This window comes from Pseudomonas sp. F-14 TE3482, from assembly GCF_053629455.1.
Genome location: NZ_JBRJII010000001.1, coordinates 6,171,642 through 6,193,945 on the forward strand (window position 1 = coordinate 6,171,642; position 22,304 = coordinate 6,193,945).

Consider the following 22,304-nt stretch of genomic DNA (forward strand, 5'->3'; position numbering starts at 1 on the left):
TTCGTCTCACAACTCCATAAGCGTCAGCCACTACCTTGTTCTGACAGCAACTCAAAACTCTGCTCCTTCACATTCTGGGAATCCAGGCCGATTTGCACCCGGAACTCACCCGGCTCGGCGGCGTATTCCAATTGGGTGTTGAAGAACTTCAAGTCGTTCTCATTAATGCTGAAATGGACCGCTTTCTCTTCTCCGGCCTTGAGCATGATTTTTTGAAAGTTCTTGAGTTCTTTGACCGGACGGCTGACGGATCCCACGACATCGCGGATGTACAGCTGAACCACCGTTTCGCCGTCGCGCTGGCCGGTGTTCTTCACCATGACGCTGGCGACGAGGTTGTCGGTCTTGCTCAGCGTGGTCGACGACAGGGCCATGTCGGTCAGGCTGAAGTCGGTATAGCTCAGCCCATAGCCGAAGGGATAAAGCGGACCGTGGGATTGATCGAAATATTGAGACGTGTAGTTGCGAAGCGCACCCGCTATGTAGGGGCGACCGGTATTCAAGTGGCTGTAGTAATTGGGGATCTGGCCCACGGAGCGTGGAAAGGTGATGGGTAATTTGCCAGACGGGTTGTAGTCGCCGAATAGCACATCAGCCACGGCGTTGCCTCCTTCCGAGCCGCTGTACCAGGTTTCCAGAATCGCATCGGCCTGTTTCTGCTCCTTGCCGATGGACAGTGGCCGGCCGTTCATCAACACCAGTACCAACGGCTTGCCGGTGGCTTTCAGGGCGGTGATCAATTCACTCTGGCGCCCAGGCAGGTCGAGGCTGGTTCGACTGGCCGCTTCGTGAGACATGCTGCGGGGCTCGCCTACCACTGCGATCACGACATCGGCTTGCTGTGCAGCCTTGACCGCTTCATCAATCATTTCTGCCGCCGGGCGAGGGTCGTTCGCGATTTCGGACACTCCCTGGTATTCCAGGTATTTAACGACCTCCTGATCCTCCTCGAGATTGGCGCCTCGGGCATAGATCAGCGAGCCCTGGTTCATCGCGTTTTTCAGGCCGTCGTAGATCGTCACCGATTGCGCGGGCACGCCGCTTGCGGACCAACTGCCCATGATGTCGACGGTACTTTTTGCCAATGGGCCTATGAGTGCGATCACGCCCTCTTTTTTCAGCGGCAAGAGGCCGTTTTCATTCTTCAGCAGCACCAATGTCTTGCGTGCCACCTCACGGGCCTGGGCTCTGTGCAGACGGTATTCGGCATTGTTGTCAGCGGGGTCTTCACTGGCAATGCCGATGCGCCGGTAAGGGTCTTCGAACAGCCCCATGTCGTACTTGGCACCCAGTACTTCCCGCACCGCGTTATCAATATTGCTCTGGGAAATAGCGCCCGACTCAAGCAGCCCCGATAGCTCCGGACCGTAGGAGAAGTCGTTCATGCTCATATCGACGCCCGCCTTGATCGCGAGCCTGGCGGCTTCTCGGTGATTCTTCGCCACACCATGCTGAACCAGATCGTTTATCCCGTTGTGGTCGCTGATGACCAGCCCCTTGAAGCCCCATGCCTTGCGCAGCAGGTCTTGCATCAACCAGGCATTGGAAGCGGCTGGCACGCCATTTATCGAGTTAAGCGCAACCATCATCGCCCCCGCGCCCCCCTCAATTGCCGAACGATAAGGTGGCAGGTAATCCTGGTGCATTCTGGCCAGGCCCATGTCGACGCTGTTGTAGTCGCGCCCACCCTCGACAGCCCCGTACAACGCAAAATGTTTGGCGCTGGCCATGATGCTGTCGGGTGCATTCGGGCTTGCGCCCTGGTAGGCCTGAACCATCGCTTTGGCAATGCGCGAAACGAGGTAGGTGTCTTCGCCAAAGCCTTCGGAGGTGCGCCCCCAACGAGGATCCCGGGCGATATCTATCATCGGGGCGAAGGTCAGGTCGATACCGTCCGCACTGGCTTCTTTTGCCGCTATTCGACCGCTTAGCTCAATAGCGCCAATATCCCAGCTGGAGGCCAGTGCCAGACCAATGGGGAAAATGGTTCGATGGCCGTGTATCACGTCCCAGCCGAAAAACATCGGGATTTTCAGGCGGCTTTGTTGAGATGCGTCCTGCATGGGGCGGTTTACGAAACGGCTTACAGAGCCGTAGGTACCGCCGATTCGCCCGGCGGCGATCTCTTCGCGTATTTTTTCGGGGGTCATCTTTTCATCAATAGCGATCAGCCGCAGTTGGCCGATTTTTTCCTCCAGGGTCATTTGATTTATCAGGTCGCTGACAAAGGCCTCTTTGCTCAACGATGCCATATCAGCCGCGACGGGCAAGCTTGTAAAACCGATCAGGGCACATAGCAGACGTAGTCTTTTCATGATTCCCTTCCCTGCATAACGCGGTGGCGCACTGCGTCATAAACGCCACTTTCCCTGTATTGAAAATCAGAAAGCTGACGTTCAATCATTGCTGCTCACGGGCGTTGAAAGCCTTGAGCTTTCAGGTGCCCGCATAGAAACAGCGTAGTCGCTCTCAAGCGCCTGCCGGAGCGAAAAACAGAATCGATCAAAAAAATGAGTTTGATCCGGGATCAAAACAACTGTACAAAAACACAGTATATTTTGAATCAGCACTCTCGAGCCCGGAGAACACCATGGCCACTCTTGCGATGAAAATCACCCTGGAACGTATCGCCCTCTTCCAGTTCACCCCCGCCCACTGTGCCCAGGCCCGAGCGATGCTGGGCTGGAGTGTTGAAGAGTTGTCCGAGGAATCCGGGGTTTCCGTTGACGCCATTCAGCGCTTCGAGGCAGAACGCGAGGTGCTCGATGTCACCCGGCTGGCGTTGGCGTATCGGTTTGAGTCGCAAGGCCTGGTGTTCTTCCCGGGATTTGCACCGGGCAGAGGGATGAATGTGAGAGGGTCGACACCGGATCCGGTGGGGCGGGCGGATTATGCAATGGTTGAGTGAGGTGTCAGCAAATGAATGAAATCGATGGAAGCAACCGCTGCGTTCATGAGGCGCCGGGCTACCCCGAGGCGGGTGAGATGCGGGCCAAAGCCGAACACGTCATGAAGATTGGCCTGCTCCTCCAAAACGGTCGGCTGAGCAAGACTGAGGCCGCGCAAAGGCTCGGACTGTCGCAGGAAGAACTGGACGAATTACTGAGTGGAAAATTTCGCGATTTGACCGTGGCAAAAATCTCGGAATATCCAAACCTGCTACTGGATGAACGTAGATAGATCGATCCAGAACTCGGGCCGCCCCCACGGCAAGCGGCCCGGCAGCACAACATCAAGCGTTCTGAGGCGCCGCCTGATCGCTTTCACCTTCCACCTCAAACCACCACGCACTGCCCCGTTGCGGATACATCACGTTGAACGCTTCGCCCATCTGCGGCGTGGTGATCGACACGCTCCGCTCCCAGGCCAATGCCAAAATACGGTCGAAGGGTTCGTACCAGGCGTGCATCGACAGGTCGAAGGTGCCGTTGTGGATCGGCAGCAACCAGCGCCCTTTAAGGTCGATGTGCGCTTGCAGGGTTTGCTCGGGCTGCATGTGAACATGCGGCCACTCGACGTTGTAGGCGCCGGTTTCCATGAGCGTGAGGTCGAACGGGCCGTACTGTTCGCCAATGCGTTTGAAGCCGTCGAAGTAGCCGCTGTCGCCACTGAAGAAGAGCCGCGTGTCACCGTCGATCATCACCCACGATGCCCAAAGGCTGCGGTTGCCGTCGAACAGGCCGCGACCGGAAAAGTGCTGCGAAGGGGTGGCGACGAATTGAAGGCCATCGACCTCGGTGCTCTGCCACCAATCCAGTTGGCGCACTTTGCTGGCATCGATGCCCCATTTGATCAAGGTGTCGCCCACACCCAACGGAGTAAGGAAGTATTGGGTCTTGTCCGCCAGTTTGAGCACGGCCTGATAGTCGAGGTGGTCATAGTGGTCGTGAGACAGGATCACCGCTTCAATCGACGGCAGGTCTTCGAGGCTGATCGGTGGCTGATGGAAACGCTTCGGGCCGGCCCATTGCACTGGCGAGGCGCGCTCGGCGAAGACTGGGTCGGTGATCCAGAATTTATCTCGCAGTTTCAGCAGTACAGTGGAATGACCAAGGCGATAGACGCTGTGGTTGGGCGCAGCGATCAACGCTGCCTGGGTCAGGGTTTGCACCGGGACGGGAGCAGACGGACGGGTGTCGCGCGGTTTGTGGAAGATAAAGTCCCACAGAATGCGCAAGGTTTTGCGAAAGCCTTGGCGCTTCACCGGTACATGATTTCGATATTGCCCTTGCGCCTGTCGTGAAGCTTCAGGCGTTGCGGCGTTATCCGCTGGAGAAGTTAAAGTGGCCATGACTGAATGACTCCAGGAAAACCGCAGATTCGCGATTTCCCCCCTTGGGGACGATAGATGGCCAAAGCACGCACGCATCAGCCGCAGATTCTATTTTTTACTGGGCAGGATTAACAAAACATTACACTGCACAGTGTAGTTTCAAGGTTGCATCAAAGCCGTTCGCAAGTAAACTGCCAAGTGTAGTTCTCCCCTTATTTTTGCCTAAGCGTATTTATGACAGCTCCACAACGCCTCACCGATCGTAAACGCGAAGCCATTATTCAGGCGGCGATTGCCGAATTCCGTGCCAATGGTTTCGACATCACCAGCATGGACAAGATCGCCGCCACCGCTGGCGTGTCGAAGCGCACCGTGTACAACCACTTCCCGAGCAAGGAAGAGTTGTTCGCCGAAATCCTCAATCAATTGTGGGCGCGGGTAACGGCCGAACAGGAAACCGCCTACCGCCCTGACCTGCCCCTGCGCGACCAGTTGCGCCTGATGTTGCAGGCGAAATTGCAGATGCTGGCCGATGACAATTTTCTCGACCTGGCACGAGTAGCGATCGCCGCCACCATCCATTCTCCCGAGCGCGCGCAGAACATGGTCACCCGAATGGGCGAGCGCGAAGAAGGCATGACTGTATGGATTCGAGCTGCTCAGGCCGATGGCCGATTGAAACCGGTCGCACCCGAATTCGCCGCACAACAGGTCCAGGGATTGCTCAAGTCCTTTGCGTTCTGGCCGCAGATCTCCATGGGCCAGCCAGGCTTGTCGCCCGAGATGCAGCACACCGTTGTGGAGTCGGCCCTGGACATGTTTCTGGCCTGTTATCAGCGCTGAATCGGGTTGCAAAAAATGACAATGTCCGCCGCGTTATCGCTGACTGGTCGCTCTGAGTAGAAACACCGAAATGTGTTTCAGAATGAAACTGGCGCTGGGTCTATAGTGAGCCTCAGTCCCAGCAGCCATGCAGAGAGCACCATGAGCACCCCGACCCGCGAAACCGAAATCCCCGGTTCCATCGATCACCTGCGCTTCCATCGCCCTCACGCTCATCTGGCGCCCACTTTCGGCACTGACCGTTTTGCCCTGCGCGCCGAGGCCTTTGCACGGTTCTTCGGCACGCCGACTTTTCTCGGTGCCCAAACCCTGATTGTGGTGGTCTGGATTTGTCTGAACCTGTCAGGCGTGACTCAGTTCGATGTGTACCCGTTCATCCTGCTTAACCTGGCGTTCAGCCTGCAAGCGGCCTATGCCGCGCCGCTGATTCTGCTGGCCCAGACGCGCCAGGCGGCGCGGGACAAAGCCCACTCAGACGCCGATGCGCGACATCGTGAAGCCTTGGCCGTCGCCAACAGTGAACGTCAGGCCCAGGCCGCGCGACACACCGCGCAACTGTTGGAACTGCTGGAGCAAAACACCCGGCTTACCGAAATCACCAAAACCCTGACCGAGCGTATCGAAAGTCTGACGTCGGAAATGCATCAACACTTCGTAGGCAAAGAGCCACCGAAGGCGTGATCCGACTCAAGGAAACTTCAGCGCGCGCCCCAATTCATCGAACAACGTCACCACCGAGCGCAACGCGCGGCAGTCCGGGCGTGTGAGCAACCACAGTGCCGTGTCGTAACCGTGCAAGGGCTCGGTCAACGGTTGCAGTCCATCACCGATCAAAAAGTCCGGCAACGCCGCGACACCCAGCCCGGCCCGCACTAACTCTGTCACTGACAACATGCTGTTACAGCGATAACCAGGCGTCACGCCAGGCAACTGCTGACGCCGCCATGCGACGGTGGGGTGATCGGGCAGGAAGTCGTCCGGGGCGATCCAGGTCAATGCAGCCAGGTCGTGGGAATCGACTGATTGCAGATAGGCCCCGCTGGCACAGACCCGGTAGGAAATATCCGCCAACCGCCGACCCACCAAATGTTCGGGCGGTGTGCGGGTCAAGCGCAAGGCGATGTCGGCGTCGCGACGGCTGAGGTTGGCGAAGTCGTTGGAGGTGCAGAGTTCAATGGTCAGCGCCGGGTAAGACGGCATGAACCGCGCCAGCGCCGGCAACAACAAACTTTGCAGGACCGAATCGGTGCACGTCAGGCGCACCGTGCCGCTGATGATTTCACCGCCCTGCTCCACACCAATGCGCGCCGCCTCCAGCGCTTGTTCGGCGCGTTCAGCCTGCTCGGCCAGGGTCTGCGCCAGCGTGGTCGGCAGGTAACCGGCGCGGCTCTTCTCGAACAGTTGCTGACCCAACGCGGCTTCCAGTCGGCGGACGGCGCGAAACACCGTCGACACGTCGACCTTCAACAACGCGGACGCCCGGGCCAGAGAGCCGCCGCGCACCAGGGCGAGGATCAAGGACAGATCCGGGTAGTCCAGTCGATAGTGCATCGGTGCATTGATCACTTGGGATAACGCCAATATTGATTGCGTGAACGCCAATCTATAGTGGGTGCCAGGAATCAACAAGCGTCGAGATCACTCATGGAAACCAGCGCCATCCGCATCGCCCTGATCGGCGATTACGACCCACAGGTCACCGCCCACCAAGCCATTCCCGTCGCCCTCGGCATGGCTGCCGAACACTCAGGCCAAGACATACAGCTCCAATGGTTGGCCACTGATACCGTCAACGCCGCTACGCCACTGAATGACTTCGATGGTTTCTGGTGCGTGCCCGCCAGCCCTTATCGCGACATGGACGGCGCGTTACGGGCGATCCGTTTTGCCCGCGAGCAGCAGCGACCTTTCCTCGGCACTTGCGGTGGTTTTCAGTACGCGGTGCTCGAATTCGCCCGCAACGTTCTGGGCTGGAGCGATGCCGAACACGGCGAGACCTCGCCCGATGCGACGCGAGCATTACTCACGCCGCTGACCTGTTCGCTGGTGGAAGCCGTCGACAGCATTCATTTGGTTGAAGGTTCGTTGATCGCAAAGGCGTACGAAAACGCTGAAATTCGCGAGGGATATCGCTGCCGTTATGGTGTGAATCCCGAGCTTGAACGGGAGTTGCTGAAACAACAGTTGCACGCGGTTGGCCACGATTCAACGGGAGGGCTGCGGGCGGTGGAGCTAAAAGATCATCCGTTCTTCGTCGCCACGCTGTTCCAACCGGAACGCGCCGCGCTTAAGGGTATTCTGCCGCCGTTGGTCCGGGCGCTGATCGAGGCCTGTGCGAGGCAACAATCATGATCGCCCAAACGCCTGCAGCGCCTTACTACGCGGTGATTTTCACCTCACTGCGCACCGACGGCGATCACGGTTACGAACAGGCCGCCGAACGCATGGTGCAACTGGCCCGGGAGCAACCCGGCTTCCTTGGCGTGGAATCGGCCCGAGGTGCGGATGGGCTTGGAATAACAGTGTCCTACTGGGATAGCGAAGCGGCGATCCTGGCCTGGAAACATCACCCTGAGCACAGTGCGATTCGCGAGCGCGGGCGGTCGACCTGGTATTCGGCGTGTCATACGCGGGTGTGCAGGGTTGAGCGGGCGTATCTGTTTGAGCAGTGATTGCTGTGGTGTTTTTAGCATCGCCTTCGCGAGCAAGCCCGCTCCCACAGGGGGATCTCCTGCGCACACAAGATTTGTGCCCAACAGGGATCAAATGTGGGAGCGGGCTTGCCCGCGAAGAGGCCCGACCTGACACCACAAAACCCTCAACCCCGCACCAAACTCCTCACCGCCGTAATCTGCGGCACTTCCCGCCGATTCATATACACCCGCAACGGTTCGGTGATGTTGATCCGGTCGTCGATGTTCTGGTCCAGCAGCAACTGGATCAGTTCTCGCTTGAGCGTCATGGTCTGCTCGGGGCCAGGAGCCCAGACGAATTCACTGGTGGGGATGATGCCGTCATCAGCCACGTCCATGCCGAACGAGTCTTCGCTAAAACGAACGATGTACTGGCCGGTCTTGCGATTGAGGCCGACGAAGCCTTTGAGTTGGTCGGCGGCCTGGCAAATGAGCTGGGAAGTGATGCGCATGATAAACCTCACAAAAGGTCGCAAAGGACCGGTGATCGATGGTTTACACGCTGGGCAAGCGAACGGGTTTCCCTCTGCCGGGGAAATTGCCGGAGCCAAGAGTACTGCAAAGAACCGCACAAATGCGCTGAAAAAACTCCTTTAAACACGTTTATGTCGGTCTGGCGATAGCGCAAGCGGCGCTCAGTTGTTAAAAGATACGTCTTTGAAAACCCATCGCAAAAGGACTTCGAGCATGCCTGTCAACTTCACCAAGAGCGCCTTGCTGCTGAGCCTGATGCTCGGCCTCGGCCAGGCACAGGCCACCAACGAGCCAAGCCCCACCGCACTGGCGACCCGTTTGGGCATTCCGCACCCGGCGGTGATCGCTCACCGTGGCGCGTCTTTCGATGCACCGGAATCCACCGCTGCGGCCTACAAACTGGCCCGTGATCTGGGTGCCGATTACCTGGAATTGGACCTGCAACGCAGCAAGGATGGCGTGCTGTTCGCCCTGCACGACAACAACCTGCAACGCACCACGGATGTCGCCACCAAGTTCCCTGAGCGCAAGGACAGCCTGGCCAACGAGTTCACTATTGCCGAACTCAAAACCCTGGATGCCGGCAGCTGGTTCAACCGCGCTTACCCGGATCGCGCGCGTCCGGGCTACGCAGGTCTGAAGATCCTGACCCTGGATGAAATCATCGACATCGCCCAGGGCAACCCGCTGCACAAGCCGGGCCTGTACATCGAAACCAAAGAGCCGAAGCAGTTTCCCGGTATCGAGCGCGACCTCAAGGATAAATTGCAGGACCGCGGCTGGCTGAGCCCGGTCGGTTCGAAACTGGCGAAGAGCGAACTGGCGGTCGGCCAGGGTAAAGGCAAGGTGGTGCTGCAAACCTTCGAGAAGAGCAGTCTCGAACTGCTCGAGAAGGAAATGCCGCAAGTGCCGAAAATCCTGCTGCTGTGGGTGGGCGAAGGCAGCATCGAGCCGAAATCCAAAGTGACGTTCGCCGAGTCCGGTGACAAGGACAAAGCGACCTACTACGCCAGGCAGGAGCCAAAAGACAAAGCCGAATTCCAGCAATGGGTCGAGTACGCCAAGGCCCAGGGCGCTATCGGTACCGGCCCTTCGGCCGCACTCACCAAGGGTGGCGATCAGAGCTACTCGGACCTGGTGAAACCGTGGATGAACCAGTACACCCACGATCAGGGCCTGTTGGTGCACGTCTACACCATCGACGATGCGGTGGATTATCAGAAAGTGGCGGATGCCGGGGTCGATGGCATCTTCACCAACCGCGCCAGCGAACTGCTGAAGTTCTATAAGCGTCCGGCGGCGGCGAGTGTTGCGCAGTTGTTGCAGAACAACGGTTACTGAGTGACGCAAAATAACGAGTGGACAGGCCACCTGTGGTTAGGGCGTGATTATGGTCTGATCCATGGAAAGCTGGGGCGCACTGCGCCCCATGCCCATTACGCCCATCAACTGATCCTGGCCCCTGATCGACCGGTCACCGTCAATCTCGACGGCGTGAACCAAACGGCCCATCGCCTGTTCATCCCCTCTCAAATCTGCCACTCCATTGTCGAGGCGCCGGATGCGGTGTTCACGGTCTATGCAGAACCACTGATATTCGACGCCCAGGCGCTGAACAACGTCGTCTTCAAGGCCGCATTGTCCCTTGAAAGCCTCGACAACGCCGTTCGTCATTGCCCACGCCGATCCCTTGGCGATCCTCGGATCGAGCGCGCCTTGTCCACCCTCGACGGGTTGCTGACGACCAAGGTGCCGGCAAGCGCATTGGCTGCCGAGGCACACCTGTCCTTAAGTCAATTGCAACGGCTGTTCGCCAGCCACCTCGGCCTGCCTGTGCGCAGGCTGGTGCTATGGCGGCGACTGCGGCTGTCGATGGTGCTGATCCTGGCCGGCAGCGCCGTGACTGACGCCGCGCACGAGGCCGGGTTTGCCGATTCTGCGCACTTCTCCCGGAGTCTGAAAAAGCTCTTCGGCGTGACCGCTCGCCAAGCGTTGCAACACATCGATCTGCGTCTACTGGCTTGATTCAGCGCCGCAACGGCTCAGGTACCGCGGGTTCTTTGCTCAACGACACCGGTCCGAACGGGTCCAGCAGTTGCGCTACGTAGTCCCGAGGGAAGTCTGGTCGGCTGCCGATGCCCAGGTCGCCCTGACGGATTTCATAATCCGCCGTGTAGAACCCGGTCCCCAGAAGCCAGTCCCACAGGTTGAAGAACAAGGCGAAATTCACGTCGCCGGCCCGTCCATATTTCATGTGATGAAAGCGATGCACCGGCGCCCAGGCGAATATCCAGCGCAAGTACCCCAGCTGCATATCGACATTGGAATGTTGCAGCAGCAACTGGATGGCGATGGCAAATGCCAGCAGTGCCGCCACGTCCGGCGGGATGCCCAGCAGCAACAACGGCAACAGCCCCGCAGAGGCTTCCAGCAGTTGATGCAACGGATGTTTCATCAAGCCATTGAAGCCGTATAGCCGTTGAACGCTGTGATGCACCGCATGCAGACGCCACAACCACTGCACGCGGTGGCTGGCGTAGTGCATCAGGCTGAGACCGGCGTCGGCGATGAAAATCGCCAGCGCCAGTTGCAACCACAGCGGCCACCCCCTTGGCCATGCCCCATCGAACGACAGCAGCGCCACCAGGCCCGGTAACGCCAGCAAACCGAGAGCATTCAACGCCTCGTTGACCAACCCGTGAACGATGTCACGAGCGCGATCACCGACCGAGCGATTCCAGCACACCTCATAGGGTAAAGCCCATTCGGCCAGAAACGACAGGGCCAGGGCTGCGAGAAACAGCGGCAACAGCCACCCCTCTCTTAACCCGGCAACTCCCGTTAGCCAAAGGCTGGCCCCAATAAATCCGCCCCAGAACGCTGGGGCATAGATCCGCGCAAAGATGTATTTCATCACCACCTCCATTGATCGAGGTCGCAGCATGAAAGATTGTCGGGATGACGGAATTGAACAAACGGCGCAATCGAAGCCCGAAACGTTTTTTAAGGGTGAATTAAGTTGCGCGAGCTAACCTGATCCCACTTAAACAGTTCACCCAAGGAAAGAACTTCATGAAAACTTTAACTGCCCTGTTCACCGCTGCTGCCCTGACCCTCACCGCTGGCCTGGCCCAGGCTGACGTTCGCGTCGACCAGATCCCCGAGTTGGTCAAGAGTGGCAAGATCAAACCCCTGGAAGAACTGAACCAGGCTGCCTTGAAGTTGCACCCGGGTGCCACGATTACCGACACCGACCTGGATAACCACTTCAACGGTTACGAATATGAAGTTGAACTGCGCTTGGCTGACGGCACCGAGTGGGACGTGGACTTCGATGCCACTACCGGCAAGGTTCTGAGCAACAAACAAGACACGTGATTTATCTGCAAAAAGCCGCACGATCCTCGGGTCGTGCGGCTTTTTTGCGTTCAGCGTCAGGCAGTTCGCTGAAGCGACGAACGAAGCCGCGACAATTCGCGCAAGCCCGCTAGAATCCCTCAAAACCATTTGGCATGTTGAAGTAGAGAACCAAGGATATGGGGCAAACAGCGGCAGCAGACATCGCCACAATCGGCCGGATCAGCGCGGTGCCGGCGATTCTCCGGGTGATCAGTGAGTTGACCGGTTTGCGGTTCGCCGCGGTGGCCCGTGTTAACGAAGACTCCTGGACTGCCTGCGCGGTGCTTGATCGACTGGATTTCGGTTTGAAGGTGGGCGATGAGTTGGACCTGGTGTCCACCCTGTGCAACGAAATTCGCCAGGGCCACCACTCGGTGGTGATCGACAAGGCCAGCGAAGATCCGCTCTACCGCGATAACCCCACGCCCCGCACCTATCAATTCGAAAGCTACATCGCCGTGCCGATTTTGCGCACCGACGGACGTTTTTTCGGCACCATTTGCGCCCTTGATCCCAACCCTGCGCCGCTCAAGTCCAGCACGATCCAGAGCACCATGGAATCGTTCGCCCGAATGCTCGCGTTGCAAATAGAAGCAGAAGAAACCCTGCAACAGACCGAAGCGGCGCTGGTCAAGGAACGCCAAACCGCCGAACTGCGCGAACAATTCATCGCTGTGCTTGGCCATGACCTGCGTAACCCCTTGTTCGCCATCAGCGCCGGTGCCGAAATGCTCCTGCGTAAACTTTCCGACCCCGCGAATGAGCAGCGCGTCCGACACATCCTCACCAGCGCCCGACGTGCGACCAAACTGGTGGAAGATGTGCTGGACTTCGCGCGGGGTTCACTGGGCCGAGGCATCCCCGTAAATATCGAGCCGTGCCCGGATCTGGCGGATGCATTGCGGCATGTGATTTCCGAGATCCAGAGCATTCACCCCAGACGCATCATTCAGTCGTCGATTGGCGACCTGAGCAACGTTCATTGCGATCGCGAACGGGTCGCACAGTTGCTCTCCAATCTGCTGGCGAACGCCGTTGTCCACGGAACTCCCGATGACCCGGTCGAGGTCAGTGCGCAGGTCGACGATGGACACTTTGTGTTGAGCGTGAAGAACCAGGGGCTGATTGCCGAAGATGCGCTGCCGTATCTGTTCCTGCCCTACTCGAAACCAGCCGGCGGCACACCGCAGGTCGGCCTCGGGTTGGGGTTGTACATTGCCAGTCAGATTGCGCAGTCCCATGGCGGGAAACTGGAGGTGCTATCGACCGAGCAACAGGGCACGACGTTCACCTTCAGCTTGCCCTCACGGGCTTAAGCAAATCCGTGATCGACGGGCACGGCTTAAACTTGAGAGCGACTGTGTACCGATTCGGTAACCGAACCGGTACACAGTCCATTTCACTAGGCGCTCAACCGCGCCGTGACTTCATTCAACTGCCCCGACAAACCATGCAGATTGTGGCTGGCCGCTTCGGTGCGCTGCACGTTGTCCAGGTTAGTACTGGCGATGCTGGTGATTTCGGTGAGGTTGCGCGAGATGTCTTCGGCCACTGAAGTCTGTTCTTCAGCGGCGGTGGCGATCTGGCGGTTCATGTCGCGAATGGCCTCCACGGCATGGGTGATGCGCTCGAGCATGGCGCCGGCCTGGGTCACTTGCTCGACGCTTTCTTCGCTGCGCGACTGACCGCTTTCGATCGCCTGGGCCGCGTCCACTGCGCCGGTTTGCACGGTTTGAATGATCTGGTTGATCTCGATGATCGACGCCGCCGTGCGCTGGGCCAGGCTGCGTACTTCATCGGCGACCACCGCAAAACCACGCCCGGCTTCACCGGCACGGGCCGCTTCGATTGCGGCGTTGAGCGCCAGCAGGTTGGTCTGTTCGGCGATGCCGCGAATCACTTCCAGCACTTTACCGATGCGCCCGCTGTCGGCTTCCAGACGACGGATGACCGTGGCGGTGTTGGCGATTTCGCCGCGCATTTGGGTGATGGTGTGAATGGTGCCCTGCATGACTTTTTCGCCCTGCTGGGCGGACTGGTCGGCGTCATCGGCCGCACGTGCCGCGTCGGCTGCGTGACGCGCGACTTCTTGCGCGGTGGCGGACATTTCGTTCATCGCCGTGGCCACCTGATCGGTGCGGTTGAATTGCTCGTTGGTGCCGCTGGCCATGAGGCCGGCAATCGAGTTCAGTTCGCCGCTGGCGCTGTCCAGATCCGTCGCGCTGCGCTGCAAACGGCTGAAGGTTTCGGCGAGGAAATCGCGCAAGGTGTTGGCGGCCTTGGCCAGGTTGCCCAACTCGTCCTGACGGGTGCTGGCCACGCGCTCGGCGAAGCGCCCTTGGCTGAGCTGCGCCACGTAGTCGATCAGTTTGCGGATCGGTTCCACCAGGTTGCGGTTGACCAGCCACAGGCTCAACAGGCCAATCAGCAGACCCGACACCAGCATCACGATGATCCCCAACCACACCGTCTGATCGGCGCTGGCGCTGATCAGCTTCGATTGCTCGGTGCCCTGCTTGCGCAACTCACTGACCAACTCGCTCATCTGCTCACTGGCTGCACGGTCCACGCCTTTGACCGCGTTGTCGCCGGCTGTTGGGTCGGCACCGGCCGCCACGTAGGCATCACGGCCCTTCTGATAGGCCGCACCTAATACACGATGCTCTTCACGCAGGCGTTCGATGCGGGTCTTGAGTTGCGGCTCGATGCCTTTCTGCCCGGCCAGTTCACCGAGGATGCCCTGCACGTCGCGCTGGCGGTCCTCGAACTGCTTCCAGTATTTGTCCAGGTTCGCAGGTTCCTTGCCACGCAGCAGAACGTTCTTCCACTCCTGAACCTGCACCTTGAATTGCAGGTTGGCTTCATCGATCAATTGCGAGGTGTGCAACGGACCTTCAATCAGGTTCGCGTAGTTCTGAACGCCATTGGACAGGAAGTGAAAGCAGGACAAAGCGATCAGCAACATCGCCAACAGGCTGCCGCTCAACAGGGCGAGGATTTGCGCTCTCAGGGATTTTTGCAAAAACATCGAGTGATATCTCATGACAGGGAAAAGGCACGCCCAAGGGGTATGCAAGATGTCTGGACATCCCTGTCAGCGACACTGGTTCACCACCAGAATCGGAAGATCAACATCAGCCTCATCGGCGCGCCAGAGCCTTTCTTGAGCGCTCTCCGACGACCGGTAGAAGGTAGATTTGCGGCGCTGTCCAACCGTCACAAAACCTTCAAGTTGCGTTGCGATGATGAGGCTCAAGTGAACCTGTGAAACCCGCGACAGGCGCTTCCTCGCAGCGAGACCTCATGAACCACAGCATCGACCAGCGCCATCGCGATTCCGACCTGTTCGGCCTGCTTTACGGTTTCAGTTTTCGCCCTGGTGAGCGTGGCCGGGAGATCGACTCGGCCAAGGCGCTGCACCGCCTGCACCAACCTGAGGACAGTGACGAATTCCTCTGGCTGCACCTGAATCTGGCCCATGCCGCCTGCGAGCGCTGGATGAAAAGTCATCTGGCATTGCCCGATGAATTTTTCGAAGCACTGCACGAAGGTTCTCGCTCGACGCGCATCGAGCATGTCGATTCGGCGTTGCTGGCGGTGGTCAACGACGTGGTGTTCAACCTCAGCAGCATGGTCTCCTCGGATGTCTCGACGCTGTGGGTCTGCGCCCGCAGTCGGCTGATCGTCAGCGCACGCCTGCAACCGCTGCACTCGGTGGACAAGCTGCGTTCTTCGGTGAAGGCCGGTGAATGCTTTCGCTCACCGCTGGAGCTGCTGGTGCATTTGTTGCGCGATCAGGGCGAAGTGCTGACGCAGATCGTGCGCAAAACCAGCCTCAGCGTCGATCAGATCGAAGATGAGCTGCTGTCTTCGCGCCTGTCCACCAACCGCGCAGAACTGGGCGCCAATCGGCGGGTGCTGGTGCGCCTGCAACGCTTGCTGGCGCTGGAGCCGGGCTCGCTGCTGCGCCTGCTCAATCGCCCACCGCAATGGTTGCAGAAGGAGGACGTCAAGGAGCTGCGCAAATCCACCGAGGAGTTTGCGCTGATCATCAACGACCTCACGGCCCTCGGTGAACGGATCAAGCTGTTGCAAGAAGAGATCGCCGCCAATCTCAACGAACAGAGTAACCGCACGCTGTTCACCCTCACCGTGGTCACGGTGCTGGCGCTGCCGATCAACATCATTGCCGGCTTCTTCGGCATGAACGTCGGCGGCGTGCCGCTTTCCGGTGATCCGGAGGGGTTCTGGATTCTGGTGGCGCTGGTCGCGACGTTTACCCTGATTGCCGGGCGCTGGGCGTTTCGCAAGCGGCAGGATTATTGATCACTGCCATGACCACCACCGCCCCTGTAGGATCGAGGCTTGCCCGCGAAGAATGCGCTGCGGTCTACCCGAACGACCGCGTTATCGTTCTTCGCGGGCAAGCCTCGCTCCTACAAAGGCGGGTCAGGTTGTGGATTGGATGACTTGACCCAGCCAGTCCATGAACGCCCGGACCCGCAATGGTAAATGCCGTTGCCGGGCATAGAGCAGCGAGACTTCCATGGACGGTGCATTGAACTGCGGTAGTACCGCGACCAACTCGCCGCTGCGCAGGTACGACTGCAGCCCCGTCACTGGCGCCTGAATCAAGCCGAAACCACCCAGGCATGCCGACTCATAAGCGTCGGTGCTGTTCACCGTGATGCTGCCCGCCATTGGCACTCGATGCAGTGTGCCCCCCTCCTCGTACAGAAAACCGTCCGAGCGCGCGCCCAATACACCGACGTAATGGACCAGCCGATGCTGTGCCAGATCTTCAACTTGTTCAGGCACGCCATAGTGCTGCAAATACGCGGGGCTGGCGCAGTTGACCATGGCGAAATCGCATAAATGACGCGCGACCACCGATTGATCTGGTTGCGCGCCAATCCGCACCACGCAGTCAAACCCTTCGCTGAGCAAATCGACCCGGCGATCGGTGCTGCTGATTTCGAGTTCCAGATGAGGGTGCCGCGCCATGAATTCCGGCAAGCGCGGCATCACCACGCGACGGGCCAGGATGTTCGGCATGTCGATACGAATCCTCCCGATGAGTGAAGCCTCGTCCTGGCGAAACAACCCCTCGATTTCATCCATGTGCGACAGCAAATCCTTGCTGCGTTCGTACAACACCAGACCGTCCTGCGTCGCCTGAACCTTGCGTGTGGTGCGTTGCAGCAGACGCGTGCCCAGCAGCGTTTCCAGGGCCTGGATGTGCTCGGACACCGTAGACCTGGGCAAGCCCAGGCTTTCACCCGCCAGGGTAAAACTCGACATTTCGCTGACGCGAACGAAGGTGCGCAGCAGTTCCAGTTTGTTCATGGGCCGACCTTCTATTGTTCGGATTAACCGACCAGTGATTCCGATTCCAACCTGTTTATCACCATGAGGCGGATAAATAAACTTTCTCCACATCATCACTCACTGCTCTGAGGACATCCCATGAACCGTAAAATCGCATTGATCACCGGCGCCAGTCGCGGTCTTGGCAAAAGCACCGCCCTACATCTGGCAGCGCAAGGCATCGACATCATCGGCACCTACAACCGCCAGGCTGGCGATGCGCAGGCACTGGTCGCGGAGATAGAAAAACTCGGTGGCCGCGCCGCCATGCTGCAACTCGACGTCGGCCAGAGTGAACACTTCGCCGATTTCAGCACCCGGGTTGGAGAGGTGTTGCGCGAACACTTCGACCGCCAGCATTTCGATTTCCTGATCAACAACGCAGGCGTCGGCATTCACGCGAACTTCGTCGACACCACGGTGGCGCAGTTCGACTTGTTGATGAACGTCCATTTGAAGGGACCGTTTTTCCTCACTCAAAGCCTGCTGCCGTTGATGGCTGACGGTGGGCGCATCATCAATATTTCCAGCGGCCTGACCCGCTTCAGCCTGCCGGGTTATGGCGCCTACGCGGCGATGAAGGGCGCGATGGAAGTGCTGACGCGCTACCAGGCCAAGGAACTCGGTGCGCGCAATATTGCGGTGAATACGCTGGCACCGGGCGCCATCGAAACCGATTTCGGCGGTGGGACAGTGCGCGATAATAACGACGTGAACAGCTACGTCGCCGGCAATACAGCGTTGGGTCGTGTAGGTAAACCTGACGATATCGGGGGCGCGATTGCGTTGCTGCTGGCGCCGGGTGGCCAGTGGATCAACGGGCAGCGCGTCGAGGCTTCGGGGGGGATGTTTCTGTAAGCAAAGATCAAAAGATCGCAGCCCCAGGCTGCGATCTTTGCTTTTACCCTTCCAAAGCCCTGCGCACCAACAGCCGCTCACGCACCACGTCGTAGCCCCAGTGATAGACGTAGGTGTACGGCAGGAAAAACAGCAGCACACCGATATCCAGCAGGAACGCCTGCCACAGGCTGACCTTCAGCCACCAGGCAATCAACGGCACGCCGAACGCGACCAGGCCGCCTTCGAACAACAACGCATGCACCACACGCACCCCAGCGTTATGCACAATCGCAAAGCGCTTGAGCAACCGGTCGAACAGGCCGTTGAAGACCACGTTCCAGGCCAGCGCAAGGGCTGCAATGGCCATGGTGACCGCGCCCATTTCCAGCATGGGTTTGTCCATGATCCAGGCCAGCAGCGGGGTACAGATCAATATCGCCAGCAGTTCGAAACCGATGGCCTGGAAAATTCGTTCAGTGATGGATTTGTTGGCGTTCATAGCCATGGCTCCCCTGAGTGACTGTGGTTGCCATGATCTGTTATCACGCCGATACTTCATAACCAATAACCATCGACCAAGGCGATAGTTTATGGCTTCCCACGAAGTGCTGCTGGCGTTTGTCCAGGCGGCGACTCAAGGCTCGTTTTCTGCTGCGGCGCGCAAGCTCGGCCGCAGTCAGTCGACCATCAGCGCCGCCGTGGCCAGCCTGGAAATCGACCTGAACCTTGTCCTCTTCGACCGCAGCAGCCGCAAGCCGAGCCTCACCCCGGCCGGGCATGTCATGTTGCAGCGGGCCGAGGAGATTCTGGCCGCCACCAGCCGTCTGGAAATGACCGCCAGCCAACTGTCCCAAGGTGTCGAGCCGAAGCTGACCGTGGCGATTTCCGACACTTACCAGTCCAACCGTTTTGAAGCGACGCTCAGTGCTTTTGAGCAGCGCTATCCAGACCTGGAATTGGAATGCCTGATCGCTGAATGTGATGACCTGGTGGCACTGGTGCAACGCGGTCGAGCGCATGTTGCCTTCGCCGAGATGCAGGACAGTTACCCACCAGACCTGGTCAGTTCGACGGTGGACGAGCGCACGGAAATCGCTCTGTTCGTGTCCCACGCTCACCCGTTGGCGAAACTGAGTGACATCGATCAGGACGTGCTGCAACAGCACCGCGAGCTGCGTCTGGCGACGATCGTCAATCCGTATGAAAGCAGGGCGAAGGGGCGTGTCTGGTCGGCACCGAGTTACCTGATGTTGCTGGAAATGGCCCAAGGCGGGTTCGGCTGGGCACCGCTGCCCCGCTGGTTGGTGGGGCGGTTCGGGGCCGGGTCATTGATGGAACTGAATGTGCGCGGCTGGCCGAAAGCGGTGTACGTCGATGCGCTGTGGTCGCGGCTGCATCCGCCGGGGCCGGCGGGGAGTTGGTTATTGAGCAAGATGCTGGAGTGAAGGTCCTGCGGCCCTTATCGCGGGCAAGCCTCGCTCCCACAGGGTTCTGCGCCGGACACAGATTTTGTGCACATCATCGATCCACTGTGGGAGCGGGCTTGCTCGCGAAGAGGCCAGCCGCCGCACCACACATCCATGATCATCCCAACTCCCGTATTCGCCCCTCAATAAACCGCCGCTCTGGCACTTGCTGCGTCAATTCCAGCGCCCGCTCATACGCCGCTCGCGCCTCTTCCACCCTCCCCAACTGCCGGTAAAACTCTGCCCGCGCCGAATGCGCCAGGTGGTAATCCAGCAATTCGCCCCGCGCCAGAATCCCTTCGATCAGCAGCAACCCCGCCAATGGCCCATCGCGCTTGGCCAGCGCCGCCGCGCGGTTGAGTTCGATCACCGGTGACGGCACGGCCCGCAGCAGCACGTCATACAGACCGACAATCTGCGGCCAGTCTGTCTGCGCGGCCGTGAGCGCTTCGGCATGTACCGCCGCAATCGCCGCTTGCAGGCAATAAGGCCCGAAGCGCCGCATTGTCAGCGCCCGTTCCACCAATGCGCAGCCTTCGGCAATCAGCTCGGCATCCCACAACGAGCGATCCTGTTCATCCAGCACAATCAGTTCACCGCTCGATGAGGTCCTGGCCGGGCGCCGGGACTCATGCAACAGCATCAGCGCCAGCAACCCCATCACCTCCGGTTCGGGAAGCAATTCCATCAACAACCGACCGAGACGAATCGCTTCACGCGTCAGGTCTTCGCGGGTCAATTCGTTGCCGATAGACGCCGAGTAGCCTTCGTTGAACACCAGGTAAATCACCCGCAGCACACTGTCGAGACGTTCGGGCAGTTCCGTCAGGGTGGGCACCTGATAAGGGATTTTCGCGTCACGAATCTTCGCCTTGGCCCGCACGATGCGCTGGGCGATAGTGGCCGGTGCCGAGAGAAAGGCCCGGGCGATTTCTTCGGTGGTCAGGTCGCAGACTTCGCGCAAGGTCAACGGCACTTGAGCGTCCGCCGCCAGTGCCGGGTGACAACAGGTGAAGATCAGCCGCAGGCGATCGTCTTCCACATCTTCATCACTCCAGTCAGCCTGCTCCAGCGCTTCCAGTTGAGCGATCAACATCGGCCGGGACGCATTAAAACGCGCGCGCCGGCGCAACACATCGATGGCCTTGAAGCGCCCGGTGGACACCAGCCAGGTGCGCGGGTTGTCCGGCACACCGTCACGCTGCCAGCGCTCGACCGCGACGAAGAACGCCTCGTGCAGCGCTTCTTCGGCGAGGTCGAAATCGCCGAGCAGACGGATCAGGGTCGCCAGAATCCGCCGCGAGTCTTGGCGGTAGACCTGCTCGACTCGCGCTCGTACCGACTCGCCAGGCATCAGTGCGGCGTGCCTTCGGCGGGTTTTCTTTGCAACGGTGGCAGACTCATCAAAGAACTCCTGTTGTGCCGGTTATTCAGGGATTCAACTGGCGAACGGGCCGCACCTCGACACAGCCGACCCGGGCCGCCGGAATATTGCCGGCGACCTGGAGGGCTTCATTGAGGTCCTTGGCATCGATCAAATAGAAGCCTGCCAATTGCTCCTTGGTTTCAGCGAACGGGCCATCGGTGATCGACATCTTGCCGTTGCGCATGCGCACGGTGGTCGCAGTCTGCACCGACTCCAGCGCTTCGGCGGCGAGCATCCGCCCACTGCCCTGGATCGATTCGGCGTAGGCCATGCACTCGGCGTCCTGGGGGCTTTCGGGCAGCGAGTGCAATTCCTGCTCATTGCTATAGACCAGGCATAAATACTTCATGGGGGCTCTCCATTTCTTGGGGACTGTGCCCTGATCGAACGGATCAACTATGGCTGCAGATGGGCGCTTTGGCGCTGCTTTCCGATAAACAGCCCGGCAAATCAGACCGACCATCAGGGCTCCAGATTGAACAGCGCCGCGCCGCTTGTCATGTCGAACGGCGCCGACCAGTGTTCGTGGACGATCTGCCATAGCCCCGCTTCCTGGCGGTAGCACGCGGTGACGCGCATCCAGCAGGCCTGGGTTTCACCCTTTTCATTGGTGCCGCCGCAATGCGCCAGCCAGTGCGCGAAAGCGATCTCCTGCGACGGCACAATGTCGATCTCGTGGAACTCGAAAATGTGCGGGCCAGGGCACATCTCCATGCATTCCTGCCAATGCGCACGGTAGGCCGCCTTGCCCTTGAATTGCAGGGCTTTGACGGCATCGAAGGAGACGATGTCATCGGCGTACAGGGCCATGACCTTTTCCACGTCCTTGGCGATGACCGCCTGACGATAGTTCTCGATCAGGTTATGAATTTGTGTCTGAGCGTTCATGATGGTTCTCCGTGGTTTTTTTGTTGAAGACACCCTTAGTCGTCTGGCGAACAGCCAAATCGACAACCGAAATAAAAATAATCCATGGGAGCAAATTCGCTAGAATCCGAAGCTCATTCCCGTTGGAAAAAGGACACTCCAGTGACAGCCCGACTCGTGCCTTACGAAAGCCTGAACGCCCTGCAGCGTCAACAGGTCGAGGCGATCGAAATCCACGCCGAACAAATCCGATTCTCCGGCGACATCCATGGTGCATTGCACACTTTGCTGTCCAAGCCAGCCCCTGGGGTCAAAGGCTTCGCGCTGCTGGTGGAGGATGCTCCGGTGGCCTTCCTGCTGCTCAAGCGCCCGCCGGTGCTGCCGGCCTGGGCCGACGAACACAGCGCCACCTTGCACGCCCTGCAAGTCGATCGCCGCGCCCAGGGCAAAGGCTATGGCAAAGCCTGCCTGCAAGCCCTGCCCGAGGTTGCGCGCCAGGCCTGGCCGGAAATCAAAGGGCTGGAGCTGTCGGTGGATGCGGACAATGAGTCGGCCATCGCGCTGTATGCCAAGTATGGCTTTGTCGACAGCGGCGAAGCGTACAAAGGCCGGATCGGTTATGAACGGCGGATGGGGCTGGTTTTCTGATTCGTAGA

General features: G+C 59.2%; 25 protein-coding genes. 14 read left to right on the top strand and 11 right to left on the bottom strand.

All coding sequences use genetic code 11. The annotated features are described in order from the left end of the window. Positions 1-23: 23 nt before the first annotated feature. Positions 24-2,252: a beta-glucosidase BglX gene (gene bglX, locus AB7M26_RS28005; RefSeq protein ID WP_429388964.1), complete on the bottom strand. Its 2,229-nt coding sequence runs from the start codon at positions 2,250-2,252 to the stop codon at positions 24-26. A 338-nt stretch (positions 2,253-2,590) separates the two neighbouring features. On the opposite strand from bglX, the gene AB7M26_RS28010 reads away from it, so the two are divergent. Both AB7M26_RS28010 and AB7M26_RS28015 read left to right on the top strand, forming a co-directional pair. Continuing rightward, positions 2,591-2,908 (top strand): helix-turn-helix domain-containing protein, encoded by a 318-nt coding sequence (locus AB7M26_RS28010; RefSeq protein WP_123495775.1) that lies wholly within the window; start codon positions 2,591-2,593, stop codon positions 2,906-2,908. Between the two features lie 11 nt (positions 2,909-2,919). After that, complete coding sequence (locus tag AB7M26_RS28015; RefSeq protein WP_123495773.1) at positions 2,920-3,180, top strand: XRE family transcriptional regulator; 261 nt, start codon at positions 2,920-2,922, stop codon at positions 3,178-3,180. 52 nt (positions 3,181-3,232) lie between these two features. Here the strand turns inward: AB7M26_RS28015 and AB7M26_RS28020 are convergent, their stop codons facing one another. Next, on the bottom strand, positions 3,233-4,291 hold the full coding sequence (locus AB7M26_RS28020) for an MBL fold metallo-hydrolase (RefSeq protein ID WP_123495771.1): 1,059 nt from the start codon (positions 4,289-4,291) through the stop codon (positions 3,233-3,235). Between the two features lie 216 nt (positions 4,292-4,507). Between AB7M26_RS28020 and AB7M26_RS28025 the strand changes: the two genes are divergently transcribed. Both AB7M26_RS28025 and AB7M26_RS28030 read left to right on the top strand, forming a co-directional pair. Next, complete coding sequence (locus tag AB7M26_RS28025; RefSeq protein WP_123495769.1) at positions 4,508-5,116, top strand: TetR/AcrR family transcriptional regulator; 609 nt, start codon at positions 4,508-4,510, stop codon at positions 5,114-5,116. A gap of 141 nt (positions 5,117-5,257) precedes the next feature. Further along, entirely contained in the window at positions 5,258-5,797 is a 540-nt protein-coding gene (locus AB7M26_RS28030) for a DUF1003 domain-containing protein (protein ID WP_123495767.1), read from the top strand. A gap of 6 nt (positions 5,798-5,803) precedes the next feature. Here the strand turns inward: AB7M26_RS28030 and AB7M26_RS28035 are convergent, their stop codons facing one another. Further along, positions 5,804-6,745 carry a LysR family transcriptional regulator gene (locus tag AB7M26_RS28035; protein ID WP_123495765.1) on the bottom strand — a complete coding sequence of 314 codons (942 nt, stop codon included), beginning with the start codon at positions 6,743-6,745 and terminating at the stop codon, positions 5,804-5,806. 15 nt (positions 6,746-6,760) lie between these two features. Here AB7M26_RS28035 and AB7M26_RS28040 point away from each other — a divergent pair, with 15 nt between their 5' ends. Then, positions 6,761-7,468: a CTP synthase C-terminal region-related (seleno)protein gene (locus AB7M26_RS28040; RefSeq protein WP_123495763.1), complete on the top strand. Its 708-nt coding sequence runs from the start codon at positions 6,761-6,763 to the stop codon at positions 7,466-7,468. Further along, a complete protein-coding gene (locus AB7M26_RS28045) occupies positions 7,465-7,788 on the top strand; it encodes an antibiotic biosynthesis monooxygenase family protein (protein WP_429387151.1) in 324 nt (107 codons plus the stop codon). Before AB7M26_RS28040 ends, AB7M26_RS28045 begins: the two co-directional genes overlap by 4 nt. A gap of 146 nt (positions 7,789-7,934) precedes the next feature. On the opposite strand, the gene AB7M26_RS28050 is transcribed toward AB7M26_RS28045, so the two are convergent. Next, on the bottom strand, positions 7,935-8,261 hold the full coding sequence (locus tag AB7M26_RS28050; protein WP_030132586.1) for a DUF2025 family protein: 327 nt from the start codon (positions 8,259-8,261) through the stop codon (positions 7,935-7,937). 235 nt (positions 8,262-8,496) lie between these two features. Here AB7M26_RS28050 and AB7M26_RS28055 point away from each other — a divergent pair, with 235 nt between their 5' ends. Both AB7M26_RS28055 and AB7M26_RS28060 read left to right on the top strand, forming a co-directional pair. Continuing rightward, positions 8,497-9,624 (top strand): glycerophosphodiester phosphodiesterase, encoded by a 1,128-nt coding sequence (locus AB7M26_RS28055; protein WP_429387154.1) that lies wholly within the window; start codon positions 8,497-8,499, stop codon positions 9,622-9,624. Further along, positions 9,625-10,308: a helix-turn-helix transcriptional regulator gene (locus tag AB7M26_RS28060; protein WP_429387157.1), complete on the top strand. Its 684-nt coding sequence runs from the start codon at positions 9,625-9,627 to the stop codon at positions 10,306-10,308. It abuts the gene before it with no gap. A 1-nt stretch (position 10,309) separates the two neighbouring features. On the opposite strand, the gene AB7M26_RS28065 is transcribed toward AB7M26_RS28060, so the two are convergent. After that, positions 10,310-11,197 carry a sterol desaturase family protein gene (locus tag AB7M26_RS28065; protein ID WP_429377704.1) on the bottom strand — a complete coding sequence of 296 codons (888 nt, stop codon included), beginning with the start codon at positions 11,195-11,197 and terminating at the stop codon, positions 10,310-10,312. Positions 11,198-11,355: 158 nt separating this feature from the next. Between AB7M26_RS28065 and AB7M26_RS28070 the strand changes: the two genes are divergently transcribed. Both AB7M26_RS28070 and AB7M26_RS28075 read left to right on the top strand, forming a co-directional pair. Continuing rightward, the gene (locus tag AB7M26_RS28070; RefSeq protein WP_123495750.1) at positions 11,356-11,661 is read left to right on the top strand and encodes a PepSY domain-containing protein; all 306 of its coding nucleotides are present in this window, start codon (positions 11,356-11,358) and stop codon (positions 11,659-11,661) included. Positions 11,662-11,819: 158 nt separating this feature from the next. Next, positions 11,820-12,998 carry a GAF domain-containing sensor histidine kinase gene (locus AB7M26_RS28075; protein ID WP_429377706.1) on the top strand — a complete coding sequence of 393 codons (1,179 nt, stop codon included), beginning with the start codon at positions 11,820-11,822 and terminating at the stop codon, positions 12,996-12,998. An 86-nt stretch (positions 12,999-13,084) separates the two neighbouring features. On the opposite strand, the gene AB7M26_RS28080 is transcribed toward AB7M26_RS28075, so the two are convergent. Beyond that, on the bottom strand, positions 13,085-14,710 hold the full coding sequence (locus AB7M26_RS28080) for a methyl-accepting chemotaxis protein (protein WP_429387162.1): 1,626 nt from the start codon (positions 14,708-14,710) through the stop codon (positions 13,085-13,087). Between the two features lie 275 nt (positions 14,711-14,985). Between AB7M26_RS28080 and AB7M26_RS28085 the strand changes: the two genes are divergently transcribed. After that, on the top strand, positions 14,986-16,008 hold the full coding sequence (locus tag AB7M26_RS28085; protein ID WP_427625486.1) for a transporter: 1,023 nt from the start codon (positions 14,986-14,988) through the stop codon (positions 16,006-16,008). A gap of 123 nt (positions 16,009-16,131) precedes the next feature. Here the strand turns inward: AB7M26_RS28085 and AB7M26_RS28090 are convergent, their stop codons facing one another. Further along, entirely contained in the window at positions 16,132-17,028 is an 897-nt protein-coding gene (locus tag AB7M26_RS28090; protein ID WP_123495742.1) for a LysR family transcriptional regulator, read from the bottom strand. 120 nt (positions 17,029-17,148) lie between these two features. Here AB7M26_RS28090 and AB7M26_RS28095 point away from each other — a divergent pair, with 120 nt between their 5' ends. Then, entirely contained in the window at positions 17,149-17,907 is a 759-nt protein-coding gene (locus tag AB7M26_RS28095) for an SDR family NAD(P)-dependent oxidoreductase (protein ID WP_123495740.1), read from the top strand. A 43-nt stretch (positions 17,908-17,950) separates the two neighbouring features. Here AB7M26_RS28095 and AB7M26_RS28100 read toward each other — a convergent pair whose 3' ends face one another. After that, positions 17,951-18,388, bottom strand: coding sequence for a multidrug/biocide efflux PACE transporter (locus AB7M26_RS28100; protein ID WP_429387165.1), 438 nt, complete (start codon positions 18,386-18,388; stop codon positions 17,951-17,953). A 91-nt stretch (positions 18,389-18,479) separates the two neighbouring features. Here AB7M26_RS28100 and AB7M26_RS28105 point away from each other — a divergent pair, with 91 nt between their 5' ends. Next, the gene (locus AB7M26_RS28105; protein WP_429387168.1) at positions 18,480-19,334 is read left to right on the top strand and encodes a LysR family transcriptional regulator; all 855 of its coding nucleotides are present in this window, start codon (positions 18,480-18,482) and stop codon (positions 19,332-19,334) included. Positions 19,335-19,473: 139 nt separating this feature from the next. Here AB7M26_RS28105 and AB7M26_RS28110 read toward each other — a convergent pair whose 3' ends face one another. The 3 genes from AB7M26_RS28110 to AB7M26_RS28120 form a co-directional block, all read right to left on the bottom strand. Next, on the bottom strand, positions 19,474-20,709 hold the full coding sequence (locus AB7M26_RS28110) for an RNA polymerase sigma factor (RefSeq protein ID WP_429387170.1): 1,236 nt from the start codon (positions 20,707-20,709) through the stop codon (positions 19,474-19,476). Between the two features lie 76 nt (positions 20,710-20,785). After that, positions 20,786-21,130 carry a YciI family protein gene (locus tag AB7M26_RS28115; protein WP_008071916.1) on the bottom strand — a complete coding sequence of 115 codons (345 nt, stop codon included), beginning with the start codon at positions 21,128-21,130 and terminating at the stop codon, positions 20,786-20,788. 113 nt (positions 21,131-21,243) lie between these two features. Further along, complete coding sequence (locus AB7M26_RS28120; RefSeq protein ID WP_007898742.1) at positions 21,244-21,669, bottom strand: YybH family protein; 426 nt, start codon at positions 21,667-21,669, stop codon at positions 21,244-21,246. Between the two features lie 141 nt (positions 21,670-21,810). Here AB7M26_RS28120 and AB7M26_RS28125 point away from each other — a divergent pair, with 141 nt between their 5' ends. Then, complete coding sequence (locus tag AB7M26_RS28125) at positions 21,811-22,296, top strand: GNAT family N-acetyltransferase (protein WP_123495729.1); 486 nt, start codon at positions 21,811-21,813, stop codon at positions 22,294-22,296. The last annotated feature ends 8 nt before the right edge of the window (positions 22,297-22,304 follow it).